Raw genomic sequence first — 18,104 nt, 5'->3', positions numbered from 1 at the left:
AAGCGAGATACCTTTTTCTTTTTTAGAACAGGGAGAACAATAGACCAATAAGTGCTACTCGGAATAAAATTGCGATAAGTGCAGCAATTCCACCGACAACTGCAGCGATACCGCCAGTTACAGTAGCTCCGCGATTATAAGCGTAAATACCGAGTAAAACAGAAACAAGACCAAATAGTGTTGGAAATGTAAATAGCGATAAGATAGATAGCGCAAGAGCGATAAAACCAGCAGTTGATCCAGCAGCGGACGATTTTACAACATCTTTATCGTCTTTATCATCGTAATCATAATCAATGCGTTGTGGTGCGACCTCAGCGGCGTACTCTTCTTTATAGTCACTATAATCACTATCTATTCTATCTCTTTTTTTATAATCATCAAATTTCTCAGTCAAAGTCATGACTCCTTTCATAACAAGGTTCAATAGTAGTATGTATCTCTTTTTCTTTTTTATCCCGCTATTTGTGGGAGTCGAGCTACGTACACATCCCACTGATTAAAGTTTCACTATACCGGAGCATGTACAGGGAGTAGTATCTTTTAAAAGAAGGAAAATGTTTTTTTAAAATAGGAAAAGTTAGTATGACTTCCTCTATTTTGGAAAATATAAAAAGGAATAATGAGGAAAGGGTGCAATACATAATGGAACATCCAATTGAAAATTTAATGAAAACGGCAATGACAAATTTAAAAGAGATGGTAGATGTAAATACAATTGTTGGGAGCCCGGTTTCAACAGCTGACGGAAATGTAGTATTAACAGTATCTCAAGTGGCTTTTGGTTTTGGAGCTGGTGGAAGTGATTTTAAAGGGGATTTCATCACTGAAAAACATAACGGTGGGCAAAATCAGCATAAAGAGAACAAACAAGGGCATCCATTTGGAGGAGGAAGCGGGGCTGGGGTTTCCATTAGTCCAGTAGCTTTTTTAGTAGTTGGTTCTAATGGGGTGCAAGTATTACATCTCAACAGCAGTACACATTTAATTGAAAAGGCCTTAAATACTGTACCAAGCACTGTAGATAAATTTGTGAATGGTCGTCAAAAGTGAACTTGCATTTTTTAGGAATTATGATATATTAGAAAAAGTGCGCTTTAGGATGATCGGAATAATTGAAATGTAAATATATATGATGTGTGGAATAAGGGAGAGGAATTTATGATTAATATCAAAAACTTAGTAGTTGGCTTATTTATGTTAGTAAGTGGCTTTGTTGTATATGTAATAAAAGAAAAAGCTCCATTTTAAAACAGACAAACCGTTAATGTCTGTTTTTAATTTGCGGAAAAAAGTTGACAAGTTATTGTATTGGTGTTAAAATTTTAATTCGTGTCTCGGTTACAGCTAGTGTAAAGTAAATATCTCTTATGAATGCAATACGAAAAGTTTGCGAAAGATCGGGTAATTTTATCAACAACTTTTGTGAACAAACCCTATAAATTGTATTTGTAAGCTATATATGTATACTAGTGAATCAAGGAGCGGTCAGTGGAACCGTAATGATGAGAGAGAGGTAGGGCTTTCATCCAGTATATGTTACTTTCCCGTTAGGTGAATATAAAAAAGAGGACTCCTTTTAAAAGGGGTCCTCTTGCATTTTTTAAGTGCGACTTTCAACTTGTTGACAAATTTCATCCGTTGTTAAACCGTGAGCTGTAATGACTGATCCTTTAATTGATGTATCTGCAATGCCCATCACATTAGAATCTTGCCCAGTTACAACGCAACAATCACACCCTTGTGCATCCTGTTCTGAGTTAAGTGTAACAACTTCATGACCTTGTTGTTGAAGAGCTTGTTGAACGTCTGTTAATGAGTTTTCAACGCCAATTCTAGCCATAATTATCACCTCCTACCATCTAATTGCTAGTATGCTCAAGTTCACTGCATATATTTATGAAAAGACGGTAGGAAGTAAATCTTTGTTTAGTCGTTATATACGCCAGTAAGCATTTGACTAACGAATTGATCGTTTAATGTATCTTGTGCTGAAGAAGTATTTGAATGGATGTCGATTGAAGCAATAAAATGATTATGTTCTTTCGTATTTGGTTCTACCTCTACGTAATTATCGAATTTACAAAAACCTTTCGTATCCATTAGATCAAATAATTGCAGCATTTCTACTACCTCTTGTCTCGTTCCTTTAATTTGTACACACGCCATATTTATTTCCTCCTTTATTTTGACAAATTGTTTTTTAAAAATAGGATTATGATTACGAAATGAAAAATATGAATGTTATTTTTAGACAGCGCTATTTTTGTTATTTTCCCCCTTTTTCAGCAAAAGTCGTTATATATCCCCGGATTTATAAAATCGGACGTCCGTTTATTGAATACAATAGATTCGTATCAATTGATGAAAATCCTTCTTTTAAACAAATATTTTTTTAGTGGAAATTGGCGAAAAAAATTTTTTGACTTTTTGTAAACGTTAACAATGTTGTTAAATCAGTATAAGCAAAGAAGTACGTATGATTAAAAATTATAAATTTTCTAAAAATTCACTTGATTTATTTAGAAAGGAGAGTAAACTAGGAAACAATAAAAAATTCATAGAACATAGGAGGCGCTTCTAGTGAATGAGCAATGGATTTTCTTAAATGGAGAATTTGTTCCAAAAGATGAGGCAAAAGTTTCAGTATATGATCATGGCTATTTATATGGCGATGGAGTGTTTGAAGGAATTAGAGTTTATAGCGGTAATGTTTTCCGTTTGAGAGAGCATCTTGTCCGGCTGTATGAATCAGCAAAATCAATCCTTTTAGAAATTCCATATTCATTAGATGAAGTAACAAATATTGTTGTTGAGACGATTCGACAAAATAAATTATCTAATGGATACATTCGCCTTGTTGTATCAAGAGGAGCAGGAAATCTTGGATTGGATCCCGATTCATGTAAGAAGCCGAATGTAGTAGTAATTGCAGAACAATTATCTTTATTCCCACAAGAATATTATGAGAAAGGGATTCCAGTTGTAACAGTTGCAACGCGCCGAAATCGTCCCGATGTTTTATCCCCTCAAGTAAAATCTTTAAATTACTTAAACAATATTTTAGTTCGTATTGAAGCGAAATTAGCTGGAGTACAAGAAGCACTTATGTTAAATGATCAAGGATATGTAGCTGAAGGATCAGGAGATAACGTGTTTATTGTTAAAGGAAATAAATTAATTACACCACCAAGTTCTGCTGGAGCGTTAGAAGGTATTACACGAAACGCCATTTTAGAAATCGGCGAAAAACTTGGGTATGACGTAAGAGAAGAGTTATTTACAAGACATGATGTATATGTAGCTGATGAAGTGTTTTTAACAGGAACAGCTGCTGAAGTGATTGCTGTTACGACAGTAGATGGTAGAACGATTGGCTTAGGGCAAACAGGTCCACATACGAACCGTTTATTAAAAGAGTTTCGTAAGTTAGTTGTAGAAGATGGAGAGAAAATTTACGAAGAAAATAAAGTTGGATAACAACTTTTTTAACATAAGAAAGCGTTGATAGGGAGGAGTAGTTGATTGTGAAGCCTCACAGAGAGTCGGTGGTTGCTGAAAACCGATGGTTCACGTCGACGAACATCGCCCTTGAGTGCTAAGCTAAAGCATTTGTCTAGGCTTAGACGGTAGCTCCGTTATTAGCTAGATCCATTTATGGATCACTGAGGCAAGAGTATTCTTGCGAAGAAGGGTGGTACCGCGAAATCTTTCGTCCCTTCAGCACATAGCTGGAGTGTGGACGTAGGATTTTTTTATTGTATAAAAGTTTGAAAAAGGGGGCTTATAAGAACAATGTCTTCAAAAACGGAAGAGAAACTGGCAACTGGTGCACAGCTATTGTTAGAAGCGCTAGAAAAGGAAGGCGTAGAAGTGATTTTCGGTTATCCGGGTGGTGCCGTTTTACCTCTCTATGATGCATTGTATGATTGTGAAATTCCGCATATTTTAACAAGGCATGAGCAAGGGGCAATTCACGCTGCTGAAGGGTATGCCAGAATTACAGGGCATCCAGGGGTTGTAATTGCAACGAGTGGGCCAGGTGCTACAAATGTAATTACGGGTCTAGCTGATGCGATGATTGATTCATTGCCACTTGTAGTATTTACAGGCCAAGTAGCAACAACGTTAATTGGGAGCGATGCTTTTCAAGAGGCAGATATTATGGGACTTACGATGCCAGTGACAAAACATAACTATCAAGTGCGAAAGGCCTCAGATTTACCTCGAATTATTAAAGAAGCATTTCATATTGCTAAAACTGGAAGACCAGGACCAGTCGTTATTGACCTTCCGAAAGATATGGTAGTCGAGAAAGGTGAGCAATGTAGCAATGTACAAATGGATTTACCGGGATATAACCCTAATTATGAACCGAATCTACTTCAAATAAACAAATTACTCAAAGTAATTGAAACCGCAAAAAAACCGTTAATTTTAGCTGGAGCGGGTATATTGCATGCGAAAGCTTCGAAAGAATTGACAAATTTTGCTCGTAAATATGAAATCCCTGTTGTGCATACATTACTTGGTCTTGGTGGTTTTCCACCAGATGATGAACTATTTCTAGGGATGGGAGGAATGCATGGTTCTTATACAGCCAATATGGCGTTATATGAATGTGACTTACTCATTAATATAGGCGCGAGATTTGATGATCGGCTTACAGGGAATTTAGCTTATTTTGCTAAAGGGGCTACTGTTGCGCATATCGATATCGATCCAGCAGAAATCGGGAAAAATGTGCCAACTGAAATTCCTATTGTTGCAAGTGCTAAGCGGGCATTGGAAGTATTACTTGAACCAGAAGGGGGAAAAGAAAATCATCATGAATGGATCACTTTATTAAAGGGGAGAAAAGAACAATATCCATTCTCTTATAAAAGAAATTCTGAAAGTATTAAGCCCCAATACGCAATTGATATGTTATATGAAATTACGAAGGGAGAAGCGATTGTAACAACAGACGTTGGGCAACACCAAATGTGGGCAGCCCAATATTATCCGCTGAAAAATCCAGATAAATGGGTAACTTCTGGTGGATTAGGAACGATGGGGTTTGGATTTCCAGCAGCAATCGGTGCGCAAATTGCAAAGCCTGAAGAATTAGTTATTGCAATTGTTGGTGATGCTGGGTTTCAAATGACTCTACAAGAATTAAGTGTATTAAAAGAACACGCTTTACCCGTTAAAGTATTTATTTTAAATAATGAAGCTTTAGGAATGGTAAGACAATGGCAAGATGAATTTTACAATCAAAGATATTCACATTCTTTATTACCATGCCAACCAGATTTCGTCGCTCTTGCGAATGCATATGGCATAAAAGGTGTTCGTATTGACGATCCACTTCTTGCAAAGAAGCAAATCCAGCATGTTATTGAATTACAAGAGCCAGTCGTAATTGATTGTCGTGTACTTCAATCAGAGAAGGTTATGCCGATGGTTGCGCCAGGAAAAGGTGTTCACCAAATGGAGGGAGTGGAAAAAGGGTGAAGAGAATTGTTACAGCGACAGTTCGAAATCAAAGTGGTGTTTTAAACCGAATTACAGGGGTTATGACACGAAGACATTTTAATATTGAAAGTATTTCAGTAGGTCATACAGAATCATCAGATATATCGCGAATGACGATTGTTGTACACGTTGAAAGTGAACAGCAAGTGGAGCAGTTAATTAAACAACTGCATAAGCAAATTGACGTACTGAAAGTATCAGATATTACAGAAGAAGCGATGATTGCTAGAGAGCTTGCTCTTATTAAAGTAGCAACTTCTGTAGCGAGGGCAGAATTATATAGTTTAATTGAACCGTTTCGAGCCGCTGTAATAGATGTTGGGAAGGATTCCATAGTTGTGCAAGTAACAGGTACGCAAGACAAAGTAGAAGCGTTAATTGAATTACTTCGTCCATACGGTTTGAAAGAAATTGCTAGAACAGGTGTAACAGCATTTACACGTAGTATGAAAAAACAAGATAAGCAAGTTATGTTAATTCAATAATCATTTAAATATAGGGGGAAATGAAAATGGCAAAAGTTTATTATGAGAAAGATGTAACAGTAAATGTATTAAAGGAAAAGAAAGTAGCAATCATCGGATATGGCTCGCAAGGTCATGCACATGCGCAAAATTTACGTGATAACGGATTTGATGTAGTAGTAGGTTTAAGAAAAGGTAAGTCTTGGAATAAAGCGAATGAAGATGGATTTTCTGTATATACAGTAGCAGAAGCAGCGGAAAAAGCTGATGTAGTAATGATTCTACTGCCTGATGAATTACAACCAGAAGTATATGAAGCTGAAATTGCACCAAATTTACAGGCTGGAAACTCCCTCGTGTTCGCACATGGATTTAATGTTCACTTTGATCAAGTAAAACCACCAGCTAATGTAGATGTATTTCTAGTAGCGCCAAAAGGACCGGGGCATCTCGTACGCCGTACGTTCGCCGAGGGCGGGGCTGTTCCTGCATTATTTGCAGTATATCAAGATGCAACAGGAGTTGCGACTGAAAAAGCACTTTCTTATGCTGACGGAATTGGAGCAACGAGAGCTGGTGTACTAGAAACGACGTTTAAAGAAGAAACAGAAACAGATTTATTTGGAGAGCAAGCTGTACTCTGCGGCGGAGTGACTGCACTTGTAAAAGCAGGGTTTGAAACGTTAGTTGATGCAGGATATCAGCCTGAACTTGCATATTTTGAATGTTTACATGAACTGAAGCTAATCGTTGACCTTATGTACGAAGGTGGACTTGAAAATATGAGATATTCAGTTTCAGATACAGCGCAGTGGGGAGACTTCGTATCAGGACCACGCGTTGTTACTGAAGATACGAAGAAAGCGATGGGGGCAGTATTAGCAGAAATTCAAGATGGTACATTTGCAAGAGGCTGGATTGCAGAGCATAAAGCAGGAAGACCAAATTTCCATGCGACAAATGAGAAAGAGAATAAACATGAAATCGAAGTAGTTGGACGTAAATTACGTGAAATGATGCCTTTCGTACAGCCGCGAGTAAAGGTAGGGGTTAAATAATATGAAGCAGGTTTTGTTCATGGATACAACGCTTCGTGATGGCGAACAATCACCAGGAGTAAATTTAAATGAACAAGAGAAATTACAAATTGCTAGGCAATTAGAGAGGCTTGGTATTCATGTAATGGAAGCTGGATTCGCGGCAGCTTCCGAAGGTGACTTTCAATCGGTAAAACGTATTGCGAATACAATTCAAAATGCTACGGTTATGAGTTTAGCTAGAGCGAAAGAAAGTGACATTCGAAGAGCATATGAAGCTGTGAAAGGTGCTGTATCTCCTCGTCTACACGTATTTTTAGCTACGAGTGATATTCATATGAAATATAAACTTTGTATGTCAAAAGAAGATGTGTTAAATAGTATTCATCGCTCGGTTACGCTTGGAAAATCATTATTTCCGACAGTACAATTTTCTGCAGAAGATGCGACAAGAACATCGAGAGCATTTTTAGCTGAAGCAGTAGAAATTGCAATTCGAGCAGGAGCGAATGTAATTAATATTCCGGATACAGTTGGATATACGAATCCAGAAGAGTATTATTCTCTTTTTAAATACTTACAAGAATCCGTTCCATCATATGAAAAAGCGATTTTTTCTTGTCATTGTCACGATGATCTTGGTATGGCAGTAGCAAATTCGTTAGCTGCGGTTGAAGGAGGAGCATTGCAAGTAGAAGGAACGATTAATGGCATTGGAGAAAGAGCAGGGAATGCAGCGTTAGAAGAAGTTGCGGTAGCTCTTCATATTAGAAAAGATTTTTATAAAGCAGAGCCTTCAATGACTTTAAAAGAAATTAAGGCGACGAGTATATTAGTAAGCAGGTTAACGGGTATGGTTGTACCGAAAAATAAAGCAATCGTTGGAGCGAATGCATTTGCTCATGAATCGGGCATTCACCAAGACGGGGTTTTAAAAGAAGTAACAACTTATGAAATTATCGAACCAGCGCTTATAGGAGAATCTCAAAATCTCTTTGTACTTGGGAAACATTCTGGCCGTCATGCGTTTACGGAAAAAATGAAAGAGCTTGGTTATGAATTTACAAATGAAGAGCGAGATGCGGCATTCGAAGCATTTAAAAAGTTGGCTGATCGTAAAAAGGAAATTACTGAAGAAGATTTACGCGCACTTATGCTTGGTGAAGCAGCATTTGCAGCTCAGCAATATAACATTATGCAATTACAAGTGCATTTCGTATCAAATAGTACACAATGCGCAACAGTTGTGCTGAAGGATGAGGAAGGAAATGTATATGAAGATGCAGCCACTGGTTCTGGTAGTATTGAAGCGATATACAATGCGATTCAAAGAATTTTAGGATTAGAATGTGAATTGGCAGATTATCGCATACAATCTATTACACAAGGTCAAGATGCACTTGCTCACGTTCATGTTGAATTAAAAGAAGGTAGTCACCAAATATCAGGTTTCGGAGTTGCGCAAGACGTATTGGAAGCGTCGGCGAGAGCTTATGTCCATGCAGCAGGGAAATTAAAATCTCTTATAGCGCTTGTGAAATAAATATTTGATAGGTGAGAGAAGCTTTCCTCACCTATCAAATTAAAGTTCTGAAAATTCAGTTAAAAGGAGTGTTAAAAATGGAAAAACGTATCGTTTGTTTAGCTGGTGATGGTGTTGGTCCAGAAGTAATGGAAAGTGCGAAGGAAGTATTGCATATGGTAGAAAGGCTATATGGACATCATTTTCATTTGCAAGATGAGTACTTTGGTGGTGTTGCTATCGATTTAACTGGGCAACCATTACCACAGCGAACACTTGCCGCCTGTTTAGCGAGTGATGCGGTTTTACTTGGAGCAGTAGGTGGACCAAGGTGGGATAGTGCGAAAGAAAGGCCTGAGAAAGGATTATTAGCATTAAGAAAAGGACTCGGTGTATTTGCGAATGTTCGCCCTGTAACGGTAGAAAGTGCAACTGCACATTTATCACCATTAAAAAACGCTGATGAAATTGATTTCGTTGTCGTTCGTGAATTAACAGGCGGAATTTATTTTTCTTATCCGAAAGAGCGAACGGAAGAAGTGGCGACAGATACACTTACGTATCATCGCCATGAAATTGAACGTATCGTTTCGTATGCTTTTCAATTAGCGAATAAGAGGAAGAAAAAAGTAACATCTATTGATAAAGCGAATGTTTTAGAGTCTAGTAAATTATGGAGAACTGTGACAGAAGAAGTAGCACTTCGCTACCCAAATGTGGAAGTAGAACACATTTTAGTAGATGCAGCAGCTATGGAATTAATTCGGAATCCAGGAAGATTTGACGTTATTGTAACGGAAAATTTATTTGGTGATATTTTAAGTGATGAGGCTTCAGTATTAGCTGGATCATTAGGAATGCTTCCATCAGCAAGTCACGCTGAAAAGGGGCCTTCATTATACGAGCCTATTCACGGATCAGCACCGGATATTGCGGGGAAAAATAAGGCGAATCCAATTGCGATGATGCGTTCTGTTGCAATGATGCTTGGGCAATCGTTCGGATTAACGAGAGAAGGATATGCAATTGAAGAAGCAGTTTCTGCAGTCCTTAAATCAGGAAAATGTACAGCAGATATCGGGGGGACTGAAACGACAACTTCATTTACAAAGGCAGTTATTCAAGAAATGGAAGAGCAAGCGTTAGTAGGGAGAGGAAGATAATGGGGAAAAGGTTACTAGATAAGCTTTGGGAAAGACATGTAGTTGCGACTAATGAAAATGGATTGGATTTATTATATATCGATCTACATCTTGTTCATGAAGTAACGTCACCGCAAGCCTTTGAAGGCTTGCGGCTTACAAATCGAACAGTCCGCAGACCAGATTTAACATTTGCAACGATGGATCATAATATTCCAACGAAAGATGTTTGGAATATTACCGACCGCATTGCGAAGCAGCAACTAGATACACTTCGGGAAAACTGTAAACAATTTCAGGTGCCATTAGCGGATATCGGAGATGAAGAGCAAGGGATCGTTCATGTAATAGGACCAGAACTTGGACTCACACAGCCAGGAAAAACGATTGTTTGTGGTGATAGTCATACAGCAACACACGGTGCTTTTGGCGCACTAGCGTTTGGTATTGGTACGAGTGAAGTGGAACATGTATTGGCGACGCAAACGTTATGGCAACGAAAGCCGAAAGCGATGGGCATTGAGTTAAAAGGAAAGTTACCGCAAGGTGTTTATGCGAAAGATATTATTTTACACCTTCTTTCAAAGTACGGAGTAGCAGTTGGAACAGGTTACGTAATGGAATTTTACGGAGAGGCCATTCATGCTATGGATATGGAAGAGAGGATGACGCTTTGCAATATGGCAATTGAAGGGGGAGCAAAGGCTGGCATTATTGCACCAGATGAAAAAACGGTTGCTTACGTAAAAGGGCGTAAATATGCACCGAAAGACTATGAATCTATTAAGAAAAAATGGTCAGAACTTTATACAGATTTAGATGCAGTTTATGATTTGCATATTCTAGTAGATGTTACGGATTTAGCACCGTACGTTACGTGGGGAACAAATCCTAGTATGGGTGTTCGGATCGATGAGAAATTGCCAGAAAAGCATGATGCAAATGACGAAAGAGCGTTTTCTTATATGGGATTGAGTCCCGGACAAAGTACGTATGACATTCCAGTTCAACATGTTTTCATTGGATCTTGTACAAATTCCAGGCTTTCTGACTTAGAAATTGCTGCATCTGTCGTGAAAGGTAAAAAAGTAAAAGAAGGTGTGCGAGCACTTGTTGTACCTGGATCTCAAAGGGTAAGAGAAGCAGCAATGCATAAAGGATTACATCGCATATTTGAAGAAGCTGGATTTGAATGGAGAGAGCCCGGATGCTCAATGTGTCTAGGTATGAATCCAGATCAAGTGCCTGAAGGGGAACATTGTGCCTCTACGTCAAATCGCAATTTTGAAGGAAGACAAGGAAAGGGAGCACGAACGCATTTAGTTAGCCCTGCAATGGCGGCAGCGGCTGCGTTATATGGTCATTTTGTTGATATTAGAAAGGAGAGTTATGATGGAGCCATTTCGTATTCATAAAGGTACTGCCGCAGTACTGATGAATGATAACATTGATACAGATCAAATTATTCCGAAGCAATATTTAAAGAGAATTGAAAGAACTGGGTTTGGGAAGTTTTTATTTGATGAGTGGCGATATGATAATAATCGCCAAGAAAACCCTAATTTCCCGCTTAATGCACAAGAAAGAAAAGGAGCCAGTATATTAATCACAGGCGATAATTTTGGATGTGGCTCGTCAAGAGAACATGCTCCATGGGCACTTGCTGATTATGGTTTCCGCGTTATTATCGCTGGAGGATTTGCCGATATCTTTTATATGAATTGTATGAAAAATGGCATGTTACCGATTGTAATGGATAAAGATATGCGTGAACAACTTGCTAAAACAGATGCGAGAGAACAAATCATAGTTGATTTAGAAAATGAAATAATGACAACGAATACGCATAGATTCCATTTTACAATCGAGAAAATGTGGAAAGAGAAGTTATTAAATGGTTTAGATGAAATTAGTATTACAATGCAATATGAACAAGAAATAAAAGAGTATGAAAGAAAAGTGGCTTTACATTAAAAAAATGACGGAATATTAAAAATGTATTTACATTCAAAATTAACTGTTATATACTATGTGAAAATCAGAGGAGAAAGGGAGTAAGTATTATGAATATCGTGCAATCTATTACAATGCTTACACAACTACATCATCATACATGAAACCCTTGAACCTAGCGTGAAAACGTGTAGGTACAAGGGTTATTCCCGTTGTACCTACACTCTACTGAAGAGCCTTGTAGGTATTTTGTCTACAAGGCTCTTTTTATTTTCGGCTTAGGGGAATGAAATAGGCATACATTAGAAGGGGAAAGGTGTGAAAATTTAGATGACAAAATGGAAACGGGCAAATCCGAATGGAACGAGAGATTATTTATTCGAAGAATGTACGTTAATTGAAGAAGTAGAACAAAAATTAAGGCTTACTTTTTTAGAGAGAGGTTATGAAGAAATAAGAACACCTACAATTGAATTTTATGACGTTTTTGCATTTCAAAATAGACCGATAGATGAAGAGAAGATGTATAAATTTTTTGATGAAAAGGGAAGGATTATCGTTTTACGTCCAGATATGACAATTCCTTTAGCGAGAGTTATTGGAACACAGAGATGGGATACGCCACTTAAAGTGACGTATAGCGGGAATGTATTTCGAGCGAATGAATCCCATTCTGGAAAATATAATGAAATCGTACAAAGTGGTATTGAAGTTATCGGGATTGATAATGTAAGAGCTGAAATTGAATGTGTAATAAGTGTCATTCAAGCACTTCAAAAGTTGAAGGTGCAATCTTTTACAATTGAGATTGGGCAAGTACAGTTATATAAATGTATTGTAAAAAAACTCTCCATCCATGATGAAGAAGAAAGGGTACTTAGAACGTATATAGAAAGTAAAAATTATGCAGCCCTCTCAAATTTTATCGGAGAAAAGAAATTAAATCGATGCGATGAGACAGTAAGGTTACTTGAGAAATTGCCAAGGCTATTTGGAAATTTAGAAGTTATTGAGGAAGCAGAAAAGCTTGCTTCAAGTAATGAAATGAAAATGGCAATTGCAAGAATAAAAGAAATGTATGAAACAATTGAAACGTTAGGATATGGTTCTTACATATCAATTGATTTGGGCATGATTCAACACTTAGATTACTATACGGGTGTTATTTTCAAAGGATATATATATGAAATTGGAGAAGAAATCGTTAGTGGCGGAAGATACGATGAGCTAATTGGCAATTTTGGAGAAATGCTGCCAGCTGTTGGACTCGCGGTACAAGTAAATCAAATTGTGAAGGCGCTGCAAGAGCAGCAAGAACCATATGAACGAAATCAAATTGATATTGTGATTCATTATGAGTTAAATAGATTAGCGGAAGCAGAAAGGCTACGAAATTTACTTCGAAAGGATGGGAAAAATGCTTGGTTATCTCTATTCTCTAATTTAAGCGATACCCTTCAATTCGCAAGAAAAAATAAAATAGGAACGGTCGTTGAGGCAAAGAATGAATACTTAGTGGAATATGTATGGAATGAGAAATGGGTAGTCCAGAAAGAAGGAGAGGCTTCATGCGTAACATTCAAATTGCGTTAACGAAAGGAAGATTAGAAAAACATGTCATTCCACTTTTTGAGCAGATTGGAATTGATTGTTCCGAGCTCAAAAATAAAGGTCGGAAGCTTGTATTTCAAAGTAAAAATACAAATATTTCATTTATTTTAGTAAAAGCGGTTGATGTTGCTACTTATGTAGAACATGGGGTAGCTGATATTGGCATCGTTGGAAAAGATATTTTAATGGAAAACGAGAAAGATATTTATGAGATGCTGGATTTAGGAGTGGGGATTTGTAAGTTTTGTGTGGCTTCTATTCCTACGTATAATCCGAAGAGTTACCGAAAAAAAAGAATTGCTACGAAATACCCGCATATTACTTCTACTTATTTTCATGATAAGGGAGAGGATGTAGAAATTATTAAAATAGAAGGTTCTGTAGAAATCGCTCCTCTTCTTGGATTGGCGGATGCAATTGTAGATATTGTTGAAACAGGAAAAACATTACAAGAGAATGGACTCATTGTATTTGAGGAAATGCACTCTATATCAGCTCGGATGATTGTGAATAAGGCAGCTTTAAAAACTAAAAAAGACGAAATATTCAGTATTATAAATATGATGGAGCAAGAAATCTTATCAGGGAAATAGGAGGATTTAAAGTGGAAATCATTTATGAAGATTTTAAGGAGGCATTATCTAAAATAAAAGTGCTAAGAGAAAACGCTAATATAATAGAAGAAACTGTTCAAAGAAGTGTAAGAGAAATCATTAGAAATGTAAGGGAAGGAAAAGATGAGGCTTTATCTTTCTATACAAAAAAGTTTGATGGTGTAGAGATGAAAGATTTTCGTGTAAGTGAAGAAGAAATACAGCAAGCGAGTATGTTTGTAGAGAATTCATTTTTAGAAGCTTTAAAAGAGGCGAAGAAAAACATTGTTTCGTATCACGAAAAACAAAAGAAGTATTCAATCCTCGATTGTGAAAGTAAAGGCATAATTAGAGGGCAGCTTATTCGGCCATTAGAAAATGTAGGTGTATATGTACCAGGTGGGACAGCTTCATATCCTTCTTCAGTATTAATGAATGTATTGCCGGCGAAACTTGCAGGTGTGAAAAAAATTGTAATGGTAACACCGCCGAGGAAAGGGGGAATTGATCCTCATATATTAGCTGCTGCAAATCTTGCGGGAGTAGATGAAATTTATACGATAGGTGGCGCACAAGCAATTGCTGCTTTAGCATACGGGACGGAATCGATTCCGAAAGTGGATAAAATAGTTGGACCGGGAAATTTGTACGTCGCTCTAGCGAAACGAGAAGTATACGGGATAGTAAATATCGATATGATTGCTGGTCCATCAGAAATTGTAGTTGTCGCGGATGAAACAGGTAATGCAAAATATATCGCAGCGGATTTATTATCGCAAGCAGAGCATGATGAGAGAGCAACGGCGATTTGTATTACAACGAATGTGGAACTAGCTAAAGAAGTAGAAAAAGAGGTAGAAAGACAGTTAGAAACGTTACCAAGAAGTGAAATTGCACGTGAATCAATAAATAGAAATGGAGCCATCTTTATTGTTGCTTCTTTAGAGGAGGCACTAAAGTTATCAAATGAAATTGCTCCAGAACATTTAGAGTTACATATAAAAGAACCGATGAATGCTCTAGATTATGTGAAACATGCAGGCTCTATTTTCCTTGGGCCATATGCACCTGAACCGCTCGGGGATTATTTGGCGGGACCGAATCATGTATTACCAACGAGCGGAACGGCAAGATTTTTTTCTCCGTTATCAGTCGATGATTTCGTGAAAAAATCAAGTTTTATTTCTTATACAGAGGAAGCGTTAAAAAATGTACAGCATCATATTGTAGAGCTTGCAAATAAAGAAGGGTTACATGCACATGCGAGAGCAATCCAAATAAGGTTTGAGGAGGAAAAATAATGCGTCAGTCCAGTCAAGCACGTGAGACGACAGAAACAAAAATTAAATTAAGTTTGCAGCTTGATGAAAGTACGAGTGTATCTATTCAAACGGGGGTTGGTTTTTTCGATCATATGCTGACTTTATTTGCTAGACATGGAAGATTTGGATTGCAAGTTGAGGCAGAAGGTGATGTATTTGTCGATGCACATCACACCGTTGAAGATGTTGGAATTGTACTCGGAAATTGCTTGAAAGAAGCATTGCAAAATAAAGAAGGAATTAATCGTTACGGTTCCGCGTATGTACCGATGGATGAATCTTTAGGATTTGTTGCAATTGATATAAGTGGACGCTCATATTGTGTATTTCAAGGGGAATTAACAAATCCGAAGCTCGGGGATTTTGATACAGAATTGACGGAAGAATTTTTTAGAGCAGTTGCACATGCTGCCAATATTACATTACATGCGCGCGTTCTATACGGAAGTAATACACATCACAAAATTGAAGCATTATTTAAAGCTTTTGGTAGAGCGCTTAGAGAAGCGGTCGAAAAAAATGCCAACATTACTGGTGTAAATTCAACGAAAGGGATGTTGTAATTGATTGCCATTATAGATTATGGAATGGGGAATATTCGCAGTGTAGAGCAAGCATTAAAATATATTGGCGCAGAGTACATTGTAACGAGTGATAAAGAAGAGATATTGAGAAGCGATGGCGTGATTCTACCGGGAGTAGGTGCATTTCCGAAAGCGATGGACGTATTAGAAGAAAGAGATTTAGTGTGTGTACTAAAAGAAGTTTGTGACATAGGAAAACCACTCCTTGGTATATGTTTGGGCATGCAACTTTTATTTGAACGAAGTGAGGAACTAAAAGATTGTAGCGGGTTAGGTTTACTACCAGGGGAAATTCGTAAGTTAAAAGTTTCTTATAAAATTCCTCATATGGGATGGAATGAATTAAGGAAGGAAAGAGAATTTCCGCTTTGGAATGGATTAGTGGATGGTTCTTTCGTGTATTATGTTCACTCATATTACGCGGATTGTCCAGATGAAATTGTATGCGGAGTAAGTGATTATGGCATGCAAATACCAGGGTTTGTCGCGAAAGGAAATGTATTTGGTGCACAGTTTCATCCAGAAAAAAGTGGCGAAATTGGCATGCAAATATTAAAAAATTTTCAAGGAGTGGTAGAAGCATGGAAATCTTCCCAGCTATCGATTTAAAAGAAGGGCGATGCGTTAGACTTTATCAAGGAGAGTTTAGTAAAGAAACGGTGATGAATGAAGATCCGGTAGCGCAGGCGATCATATTTGAAAAGCTTGGAGCGGAAATACTACACATTGTTGATTTAGACGGTGCAATTGCTGGCGAGTCGTTAAATTTGCCCGTCATTGAAAAAATCTGCAAGGCGGTACCTATTCCTGTGCAAGTGGGAGGAGGAATTCGTTCACTTGTAACGGTGGAGAAGTTATTGTCAGCAGGTGTAGAAAAAGTGATTTTAGGAACAGCAGCTCTTTATGATAAGTCATTTTTAGAGGAAGCAGTTCGTCTATATAAAGAGAAAATCATTGTTGGAATTGATGCGAAAAATGGTTTCGTAGCAACGAGAGGTTGGCTTGATCTGTCTGAAATTTCTTACGTTAGTTTAGCGAAACAAATGGAAAGTTTAGGTGTTCAAACGATTGTGTTTACAGACATTTCGAAAGACGGGACGCTTGCAGGTCCAAATTTTGAACAATTAGCGATACTTCAAAAAATTGTGGGCATTCGTCTCATCGCCTCTGGAGGAGTGGCATCTATTCAAGATGTGAAAAAGTTAAATGATATGAATATATATGGTGTCATAATTGGAAAGGCGCTTTACGAGAAAACGATTGATTTAGAAGAAGTGTTACAGGTAACGAAGTTATGTTAGCGAAACGAATCATTCCATGTCTAGATGTGAAAGAAGGGCGAGTCGTAAAGGGTGTAAATTTTATAGGATTACAAGATGTCGGTGATCCGGTTGAAATAGCTGAAGCATATAACGAGGCAGGGGCAGATGAAATCGTATTTTTAGATATTACAGCGACTCATGAAGGAAGAAAAACGATTATAGATGTTGTAGAAAAAACAGCAGCTAAAGTATTTATTCCTCTTACGGTTGGCGGGGGGATTTCAAGTGTGAAAGATATGTACAATTTACTAAGAGCTGGAGCAGACAAAGTTTCAATAAACTCAGCGGCAGTGCGAAACCCGAAGCTTATAGAAGAAGGGGCAGAACACTTTGGATCACAATGTATTGTCGTGGCAATTGATGCTAGAAAAGTAGCAGAAGGTAAATGGAACGTATACGTCAACGGCGGAAGAGTTGACACAGGAATGGATGCCATAGAATGGGCGAAGCGTGTTGTTAAACTTGGGGCAGGTGAAATTTTGTTAACGAGTATGGATGCAGATGGAACGAAAAGCGGATATGACCTTCGTTTAACAGAAGAAATTTCAAAAAGTGTTTCCATTCCAGTCATCGCATCAGGGGGCTGTGGTCATACGGATCACATTATAGAAGTTTTTCAAAAGACAACAGTTGATGCAGCGTTAGCGGCATCCATCTTTCATTATGGTGAGGCGACAGTGCAGAGTGTAAAGCGAAAATTAAGAGATGCAAATGTTGAGGTGCGGTTATGAAACCTAATTTTTCAAAAGGATTAATACCAGCAATTGTCATCGAAGAAGGTACGAAAGAAGTTTTAATGCTAGCTTATATGAATGAAGAAGCATATGAAAAAACGTTAGAGACGAAAAGGACATGGTTTTATTCTCGTTCGAGGCAGTCGTTATGGAATAAGGGGGAAACATCAGGGAATCTTCAATATGTGCAATCTTTATATTTGGATTGTGATCAAGATTCAATTGTTGTGAATGTGAAACAAGTAGGACCTGCTTGTCATACGGGAGAGAAGACATGTTTTCACTATCAAATTATATAGGGGG

Annotated in this window: 21 protein-coding genes and 1 other annotated feature; of the genes, 18 read left to right on the top strand and 3 right to left on the bottom strand. The window is 37.7% G+C overall.

Going from position 1 to position 18,104, the window contains the following annotated elements; all coding sequences use genetic code 11:
• Positions 1 to 22: 22 nt before the first annotated feature.
• Entirely contained in the window at positions 23 to 397 is a 375-nt protein-coding gene (locus ACS2CR_RS02450; RefSeq protein WP_000136535.1) for a hypothetical protein, read from the bottom strand.
• A gap of 188 nt (positions 398 to 585) precedes the next feature.
• On the opposite strand from ACS2CR_RS02450, the gene ytfJ reads away from it, so the two are divergent.
• On the top strand, positions 586 to 1,053 hold the full coding sequence (ytfJ, locus tag ACS2CR_RS02445) for a GerW family sporulation protein (RefSeq protein ID WP_000204234.1): 468 nt from the start codon (positions 586 to 588) through the stop codon (positions 1,051 to 1,053).
• Between the two features lie 108 nt (positions 1,054 to 1,161).
• A complete protein-coding gene (locus ACS2CR_RS02440; protein ID WP_000608227.1) occupies positions 1,162 to 1,251 on the top strand; it encodes a hypothetical protein in 90 nt (29 codons plus the stop codon).
• A 352-nt stretch (positions 1,252 to 1,603) separates the two neighbouring features.
• Here the strand turns inward: ACS2CR_RS02440 and ACS2CR_RS02435 are convergent, their stop codons facing one another.
• Entirely contained in the window at positions 1,604 to 1,843 is a 240-nt protein-coding gene (locus tag ACS2CR_RS02435) for a YkuS family protein (RefSeq protein ID WP_000101022.1), read from the bottom strand.
• 86 nt (positions 1,844 to 1,929) lie between these two features.
• Positions 1,930 to 2,169 (bottom strand): DUF3911 family protein, encoded by a 240-nt coding sequence (locus ACS2CR_RS02430; RefSeq protein WP_000752512.1) that lies wholly within the window; start codon positions 2,167 to 2,169, stop codon positions 1,930 to 1,932.
• 414 nt (positions 2,170 to 2,583) lie between these two features.
• On the opposite strand from ACS2CR_RS02430, the gene ilvE reads away from it, so the two are divergent.
• From ilvE to hisI, 16 genes are all read left to right on the top strand, one after another.
• Positions 2,584 to 3,480 (top strand): branched-chain-amino-acid transaminase, encoded by an 897-nt coding sequence (gene ilvE, locus ACS2CR_RS02425; RefSeq protein WP_001005487.1) that lies wholly within the window; start codon positions 2,584 to 2,586, stop codon positions 3,478 to 3,480.
• Between the two features lie 15 nt (positions 3,481 to 3,495).
• Positions 3,496 to 3,723 (top strand) — a binding site (T-box leader).
• A 72-nt stretch (positions 3,724 to 3,795) separates the two neighbouring features.
• On the top strand, positions 3,796 to 5,496 hold the full coding sequence (gene ilvB / locus ACS2CR_RS02420; RefSeq protein ID WP_053512837.1) for an acetolactate synthase large subunit: 1,701 nt from the start codon (positions 3,796 to 3,798) through the stop codon (positions 5,494 to 5,496).
• Positions 5,493 to 6,002: an acetolactate synthase small subunit gene (gene ilvN, locus ACS2CR_RS02415; protein WP_000822952.1), complete on the top strand. Its 510-nt coding sequence runs from the start codon at positions 5,493 to 5,495 to the stop codon at positions 6,000 to 6,002. The genes ilvB and ilvN overlap by 4 nt, the downstream gene beginning before the upstream one ends.
• 26 nt (positions 6,003 to 6,028) lie before the next feature.
• The gene (gene ilvC / locus ACS2CR_RS02410; protein WP_001151747.1) at positions 6,029 to 7,039 is read left to right on the top strand and encodes a ketol-acid reductoisomerase; all 1,011 of its coding nucleotides are present in this window, start codon (positions 6,029 to 6,031) and stop codon (positions 7,037 to 7,039) included.
• A 1-nt stretch (position 7,040) separates the two neighbouring features.
• On the top strand, positions 7,041 to 8,561 hold the full coding sequence (leuA, locus tag ACS2CR_RS02405) for a 2-isopropylmalate synthase (RefSeq protein WP_000815751.1): 1,521 nt from the start codon (positions 7,041 to 7,043) through the stop codon (positions 8,559 to 8,561).
• Between the two features lie 77 nt (positions 8,562 to 8,638).
• Entirely contained in the window at positions 8,639 to 9,703 is a 1,065-nt protein-coding gene (leuB, locus tag ACS2CR_RS02400; RefSeq protein ID WP_000415384.1) for a 3-isopropylmalate dehydrogenase, read from the top strand.
• Positions 9,703 to 11,097: a 3-isopropylmalate dehydratase large subunit gene (gene leuC / locus ACS2CR_RS02395; RefSeq protein WP_000518102.1), complete on the top strand. Its 1,395-nt coding sequence runs from the start codon at positions 9,703 to 9,705 to the stop codon at positions 11,095 to 11,097. The genes leuB and leuC overlap by 1 nt, the downstream gene beginning before the upstream one ends.
• On the top strand, positions 11,075 to 11,656 hold the full coding sequence (gene leuD, locus ACS2CR_RS02390) for a 3-isopropylmalate dehydratase small subunit (protein ID WP_000433186.1): 582 nt from the start codon (positions 11,075 to 11,077) through the stop codon (positions 11,654 to 11,656). Before leuC ends, leuD begins: the two co-directional genes overlap by 23 nt.
• Positions 11,657 to 11,965: 309 nt before the next feature.
• Complete coding sequence (locus ACS2CR_RS02385) at positions 11,966 to 13,228, top strand: ATP phosphoribosyltransferase regulatory subunit (protein ID WP_016109652.1); 1,263 nt, start codon at positions 11,966 to 11,968, stop codon at positions 13,226 to 13,228.
• Positions 13,204 to 13,839, top strand: coding sequence for an ATP phosphoribosyltransferase (gene hisG, locus ACS2CR_RS02380; protein WP_001244485.1), 636 nt, complete (start codon positions 13,204 to 13,206; stop codon positions 13,837 to 13,839). Before ACS2CR_RS02385 ends, hisG begins: the two co-directional genes overlap by 25 nt.
• A gap of 11 nt (positions 13,840 to 13,850) precedes the next feature.
• Positions 13,851 to 15,140: a histidinol dehydrogenase gene (gene hisD, locus ACS2CR_RS02375; RefSeq protein ID WP_309567864.1), complete on the top strand. Its 1,290-nt coding sequence runs from the start codon at positions 13,851 to 13,853 to the stop codon at positions 15,138 to 15,140.
• On the top strand, positions 15,140 to 15,724 hold the full coding sequence (gene hisB / locus ACS2CR_RS02370; RefSeq protein WP_001249951.1) for an imidazoleglycerol-phosphate dehydratase HisB: 585 nt from the start codon (positions 15,140 to 15,142) through the stop codon (positions 15,722 to 15,724). The genes hisD and hisB overlap by 1 nt, the downstream gene beginning before the upstream one ends.
• Entirely contained in the window at positions 15,725 to 16,354 is a 630-nt protein-coding gene (gene hisH, locus ACS2CR_RS02365; protein ID WP_000560353.1) for an imidazole glycerol phosphate synthase subunit HisH, read from the top strand. It begins immediately after the preceding gene.
• Positions 16,327 to 17,046: a 1-(5-phosphoribosyl)-5-[(5-phosphoribosylamino)methylideneamino]imidazole-4-carboxamide isomerase gene (gene hisA, locus ACS2CR_RS02360; RefSeq protein ID WP_000402291.1), complete on the top strand. Its 720-nt coding sequence runs from the start codon at positions 16,327 to 16,329 to the stop codon at positions 17,044 to 17,046. The genes hisH and hisA overlap by 28 nt, the downstream gene beginning before the upstream one ends.
• Positions 17,040 to 17,798: an imidazoleglycerol phosphate synthase cyclase subunit gene (hisF, locus tag ACS2CR_RS02355; RefSeq protein ID WP_000880109.1), complete on the top strand. Its 759-nt coding sequence runs from the start codon at positions 17,040 to 17,042 to the stop codon at positions 17,796 to 17,798. The genes hisA and hisF overlap by 7 nt, the downstream gene beginning before the upstream one ends.
• Positions 17,795 to 18,100 carry a phosphoribosyl-AMP cyclohydrolase gene (hisI, locus tag ACS2CR_RS02350; protein ID WP_000803961.1) on the top strand — a complete coding sequence of 102 codons (306 nt, stop codon included), beginning with the start codon at positions 17,795 to 17,797 and terminating at the stop codon, positions 18,098 to 18,100. The genes hisF and hisI overlap by 4 nt, the downstream gene beginning before the upstream one ends.
• Positions 18,101 to 18,104 lie beyond the last annotated feature (4 nt).

Source organism: Bacillus cereus group sp. BceL291, from assembly GCF_051776705.1.
Taxonomy (GTDB): domain Bacteria; phylum Bacillota; class Bacilli; order Bacillales; family Bacillaceae_G; genus Bacillus_A; species Bacillus_A cereus.
This window is presented reverse-complemented; position numbering and strand designations above follow the sequence as displayed.

Excerpts from the sequence above, each read along its gene's own strand:
- leuB (WP_000415384.1), top strand. The coding sequence starts at position 8,639 with ATGGAAAAACGTATCGTTTGTTTAGCTGGTGATGGTGTTGGTCCAGAA.
- ACS2CR_RS02435 (WP_000101022.1), bottom strand. The coding sequence starts at position 1,843 with ATGGCTAGAATTGGCGTTGAAAACTCATTAACAGACGTTCAACAAGCT.
- ilvC (WP_001151747.1), top strand. The coding sequence starts at position 6,029 with ATGGCAAAAGTTTATTATGAGAAAGATGTAACAGTAAATGTATTAAAG.
- ytfJ (WP_000204234.1), top strand. The coding sequence starts at position 586 with ATGACTTCCTCTATTTTGGAAAATATAAAAAGGAATAATGAGGAAAGG.
- hisG (WP_001244485.1), top strand. The coding sequence starts at position 13,204 with ATGCGTAACATTCAAATTGCGTTAACGAAAGGAAGATTAGAAAAACAT.
- ACS2CR_RS02385 (WP_016109652.1), top strand. The coding sequence starts at position 11,966 with ATGACAAAATGGAAACGGGCAAATCCGAATGGAACGAGAGATTATTTA.
- leuD (WP_000433186.1), top strand. The coding sequence starts at position 11,075 with ATGGAGCCATTTCGTATTCATAAAGGTACTGCCGCAGTACTGATGAAT.
- hisI (WP_000803961.1), top strand. The coding sequence starts at position 17,795 with ATGAAACCTAATTTTTCAAAAGGATTAATACCAGCAATTGTCATCGAA.
- ACS2CR_RS02440 (WP_000608227.1), top strand. The coding sequence starts at position 1,162 with ATGATTAATATCAAAAACTTAGTAGTTGGCTTATTTATGTTAGTAAGT.
- leuA (WP_000815751.1), top strand. The coding sequence starts at position 7,041 with ATGAAGCAGGTTTTGTTCATGGATACAACGCTTCGTGATGGCGAACAA.
- hisA (WP_000402291.1), top strand. The coding sequence starts at position 16,327 with ATGGAAATCTTCCCAGCTATCGATTTAAAAGAAGGGCGATGCGTTAGA.
- leuC (WP_000518102.1), top strand. The coding sequence starts at position 9,703 with ATGGGGAAAAGGTTACTAGATAAGCTTTGGGAAAGACATGTAGTTGCG.
- hisB (WP_001249951.1), top strand. The coding sequence starts at position 15,140 with ATGCGTCAGTCCAGTCAAGCACGTGAGACGACAGAAACAAAAATTAAA.
- hisF (WP_000880109.1), top strand. The coding sequence starts at position 17,040 with ATGTTAGCGAAACGAATCATTCCATGTCTAGATGTGAAAGAAGGGCGA.
- ACS2CR_RS02430 (WP_000752512.1), bottom strand. The coding sequence starts at position 2,169 with ATGGCGTGTGTACAAATTAAAGGAACGAGACAAGAGGTAGTAGAAATG.
- ilvB (WP_053512837.1), top strand. The coding sequence starts at position 3,796 with ATGTCTTCAAAAACGGAAGAGAAACTGGCAACTGGTGCACAGCTATTG.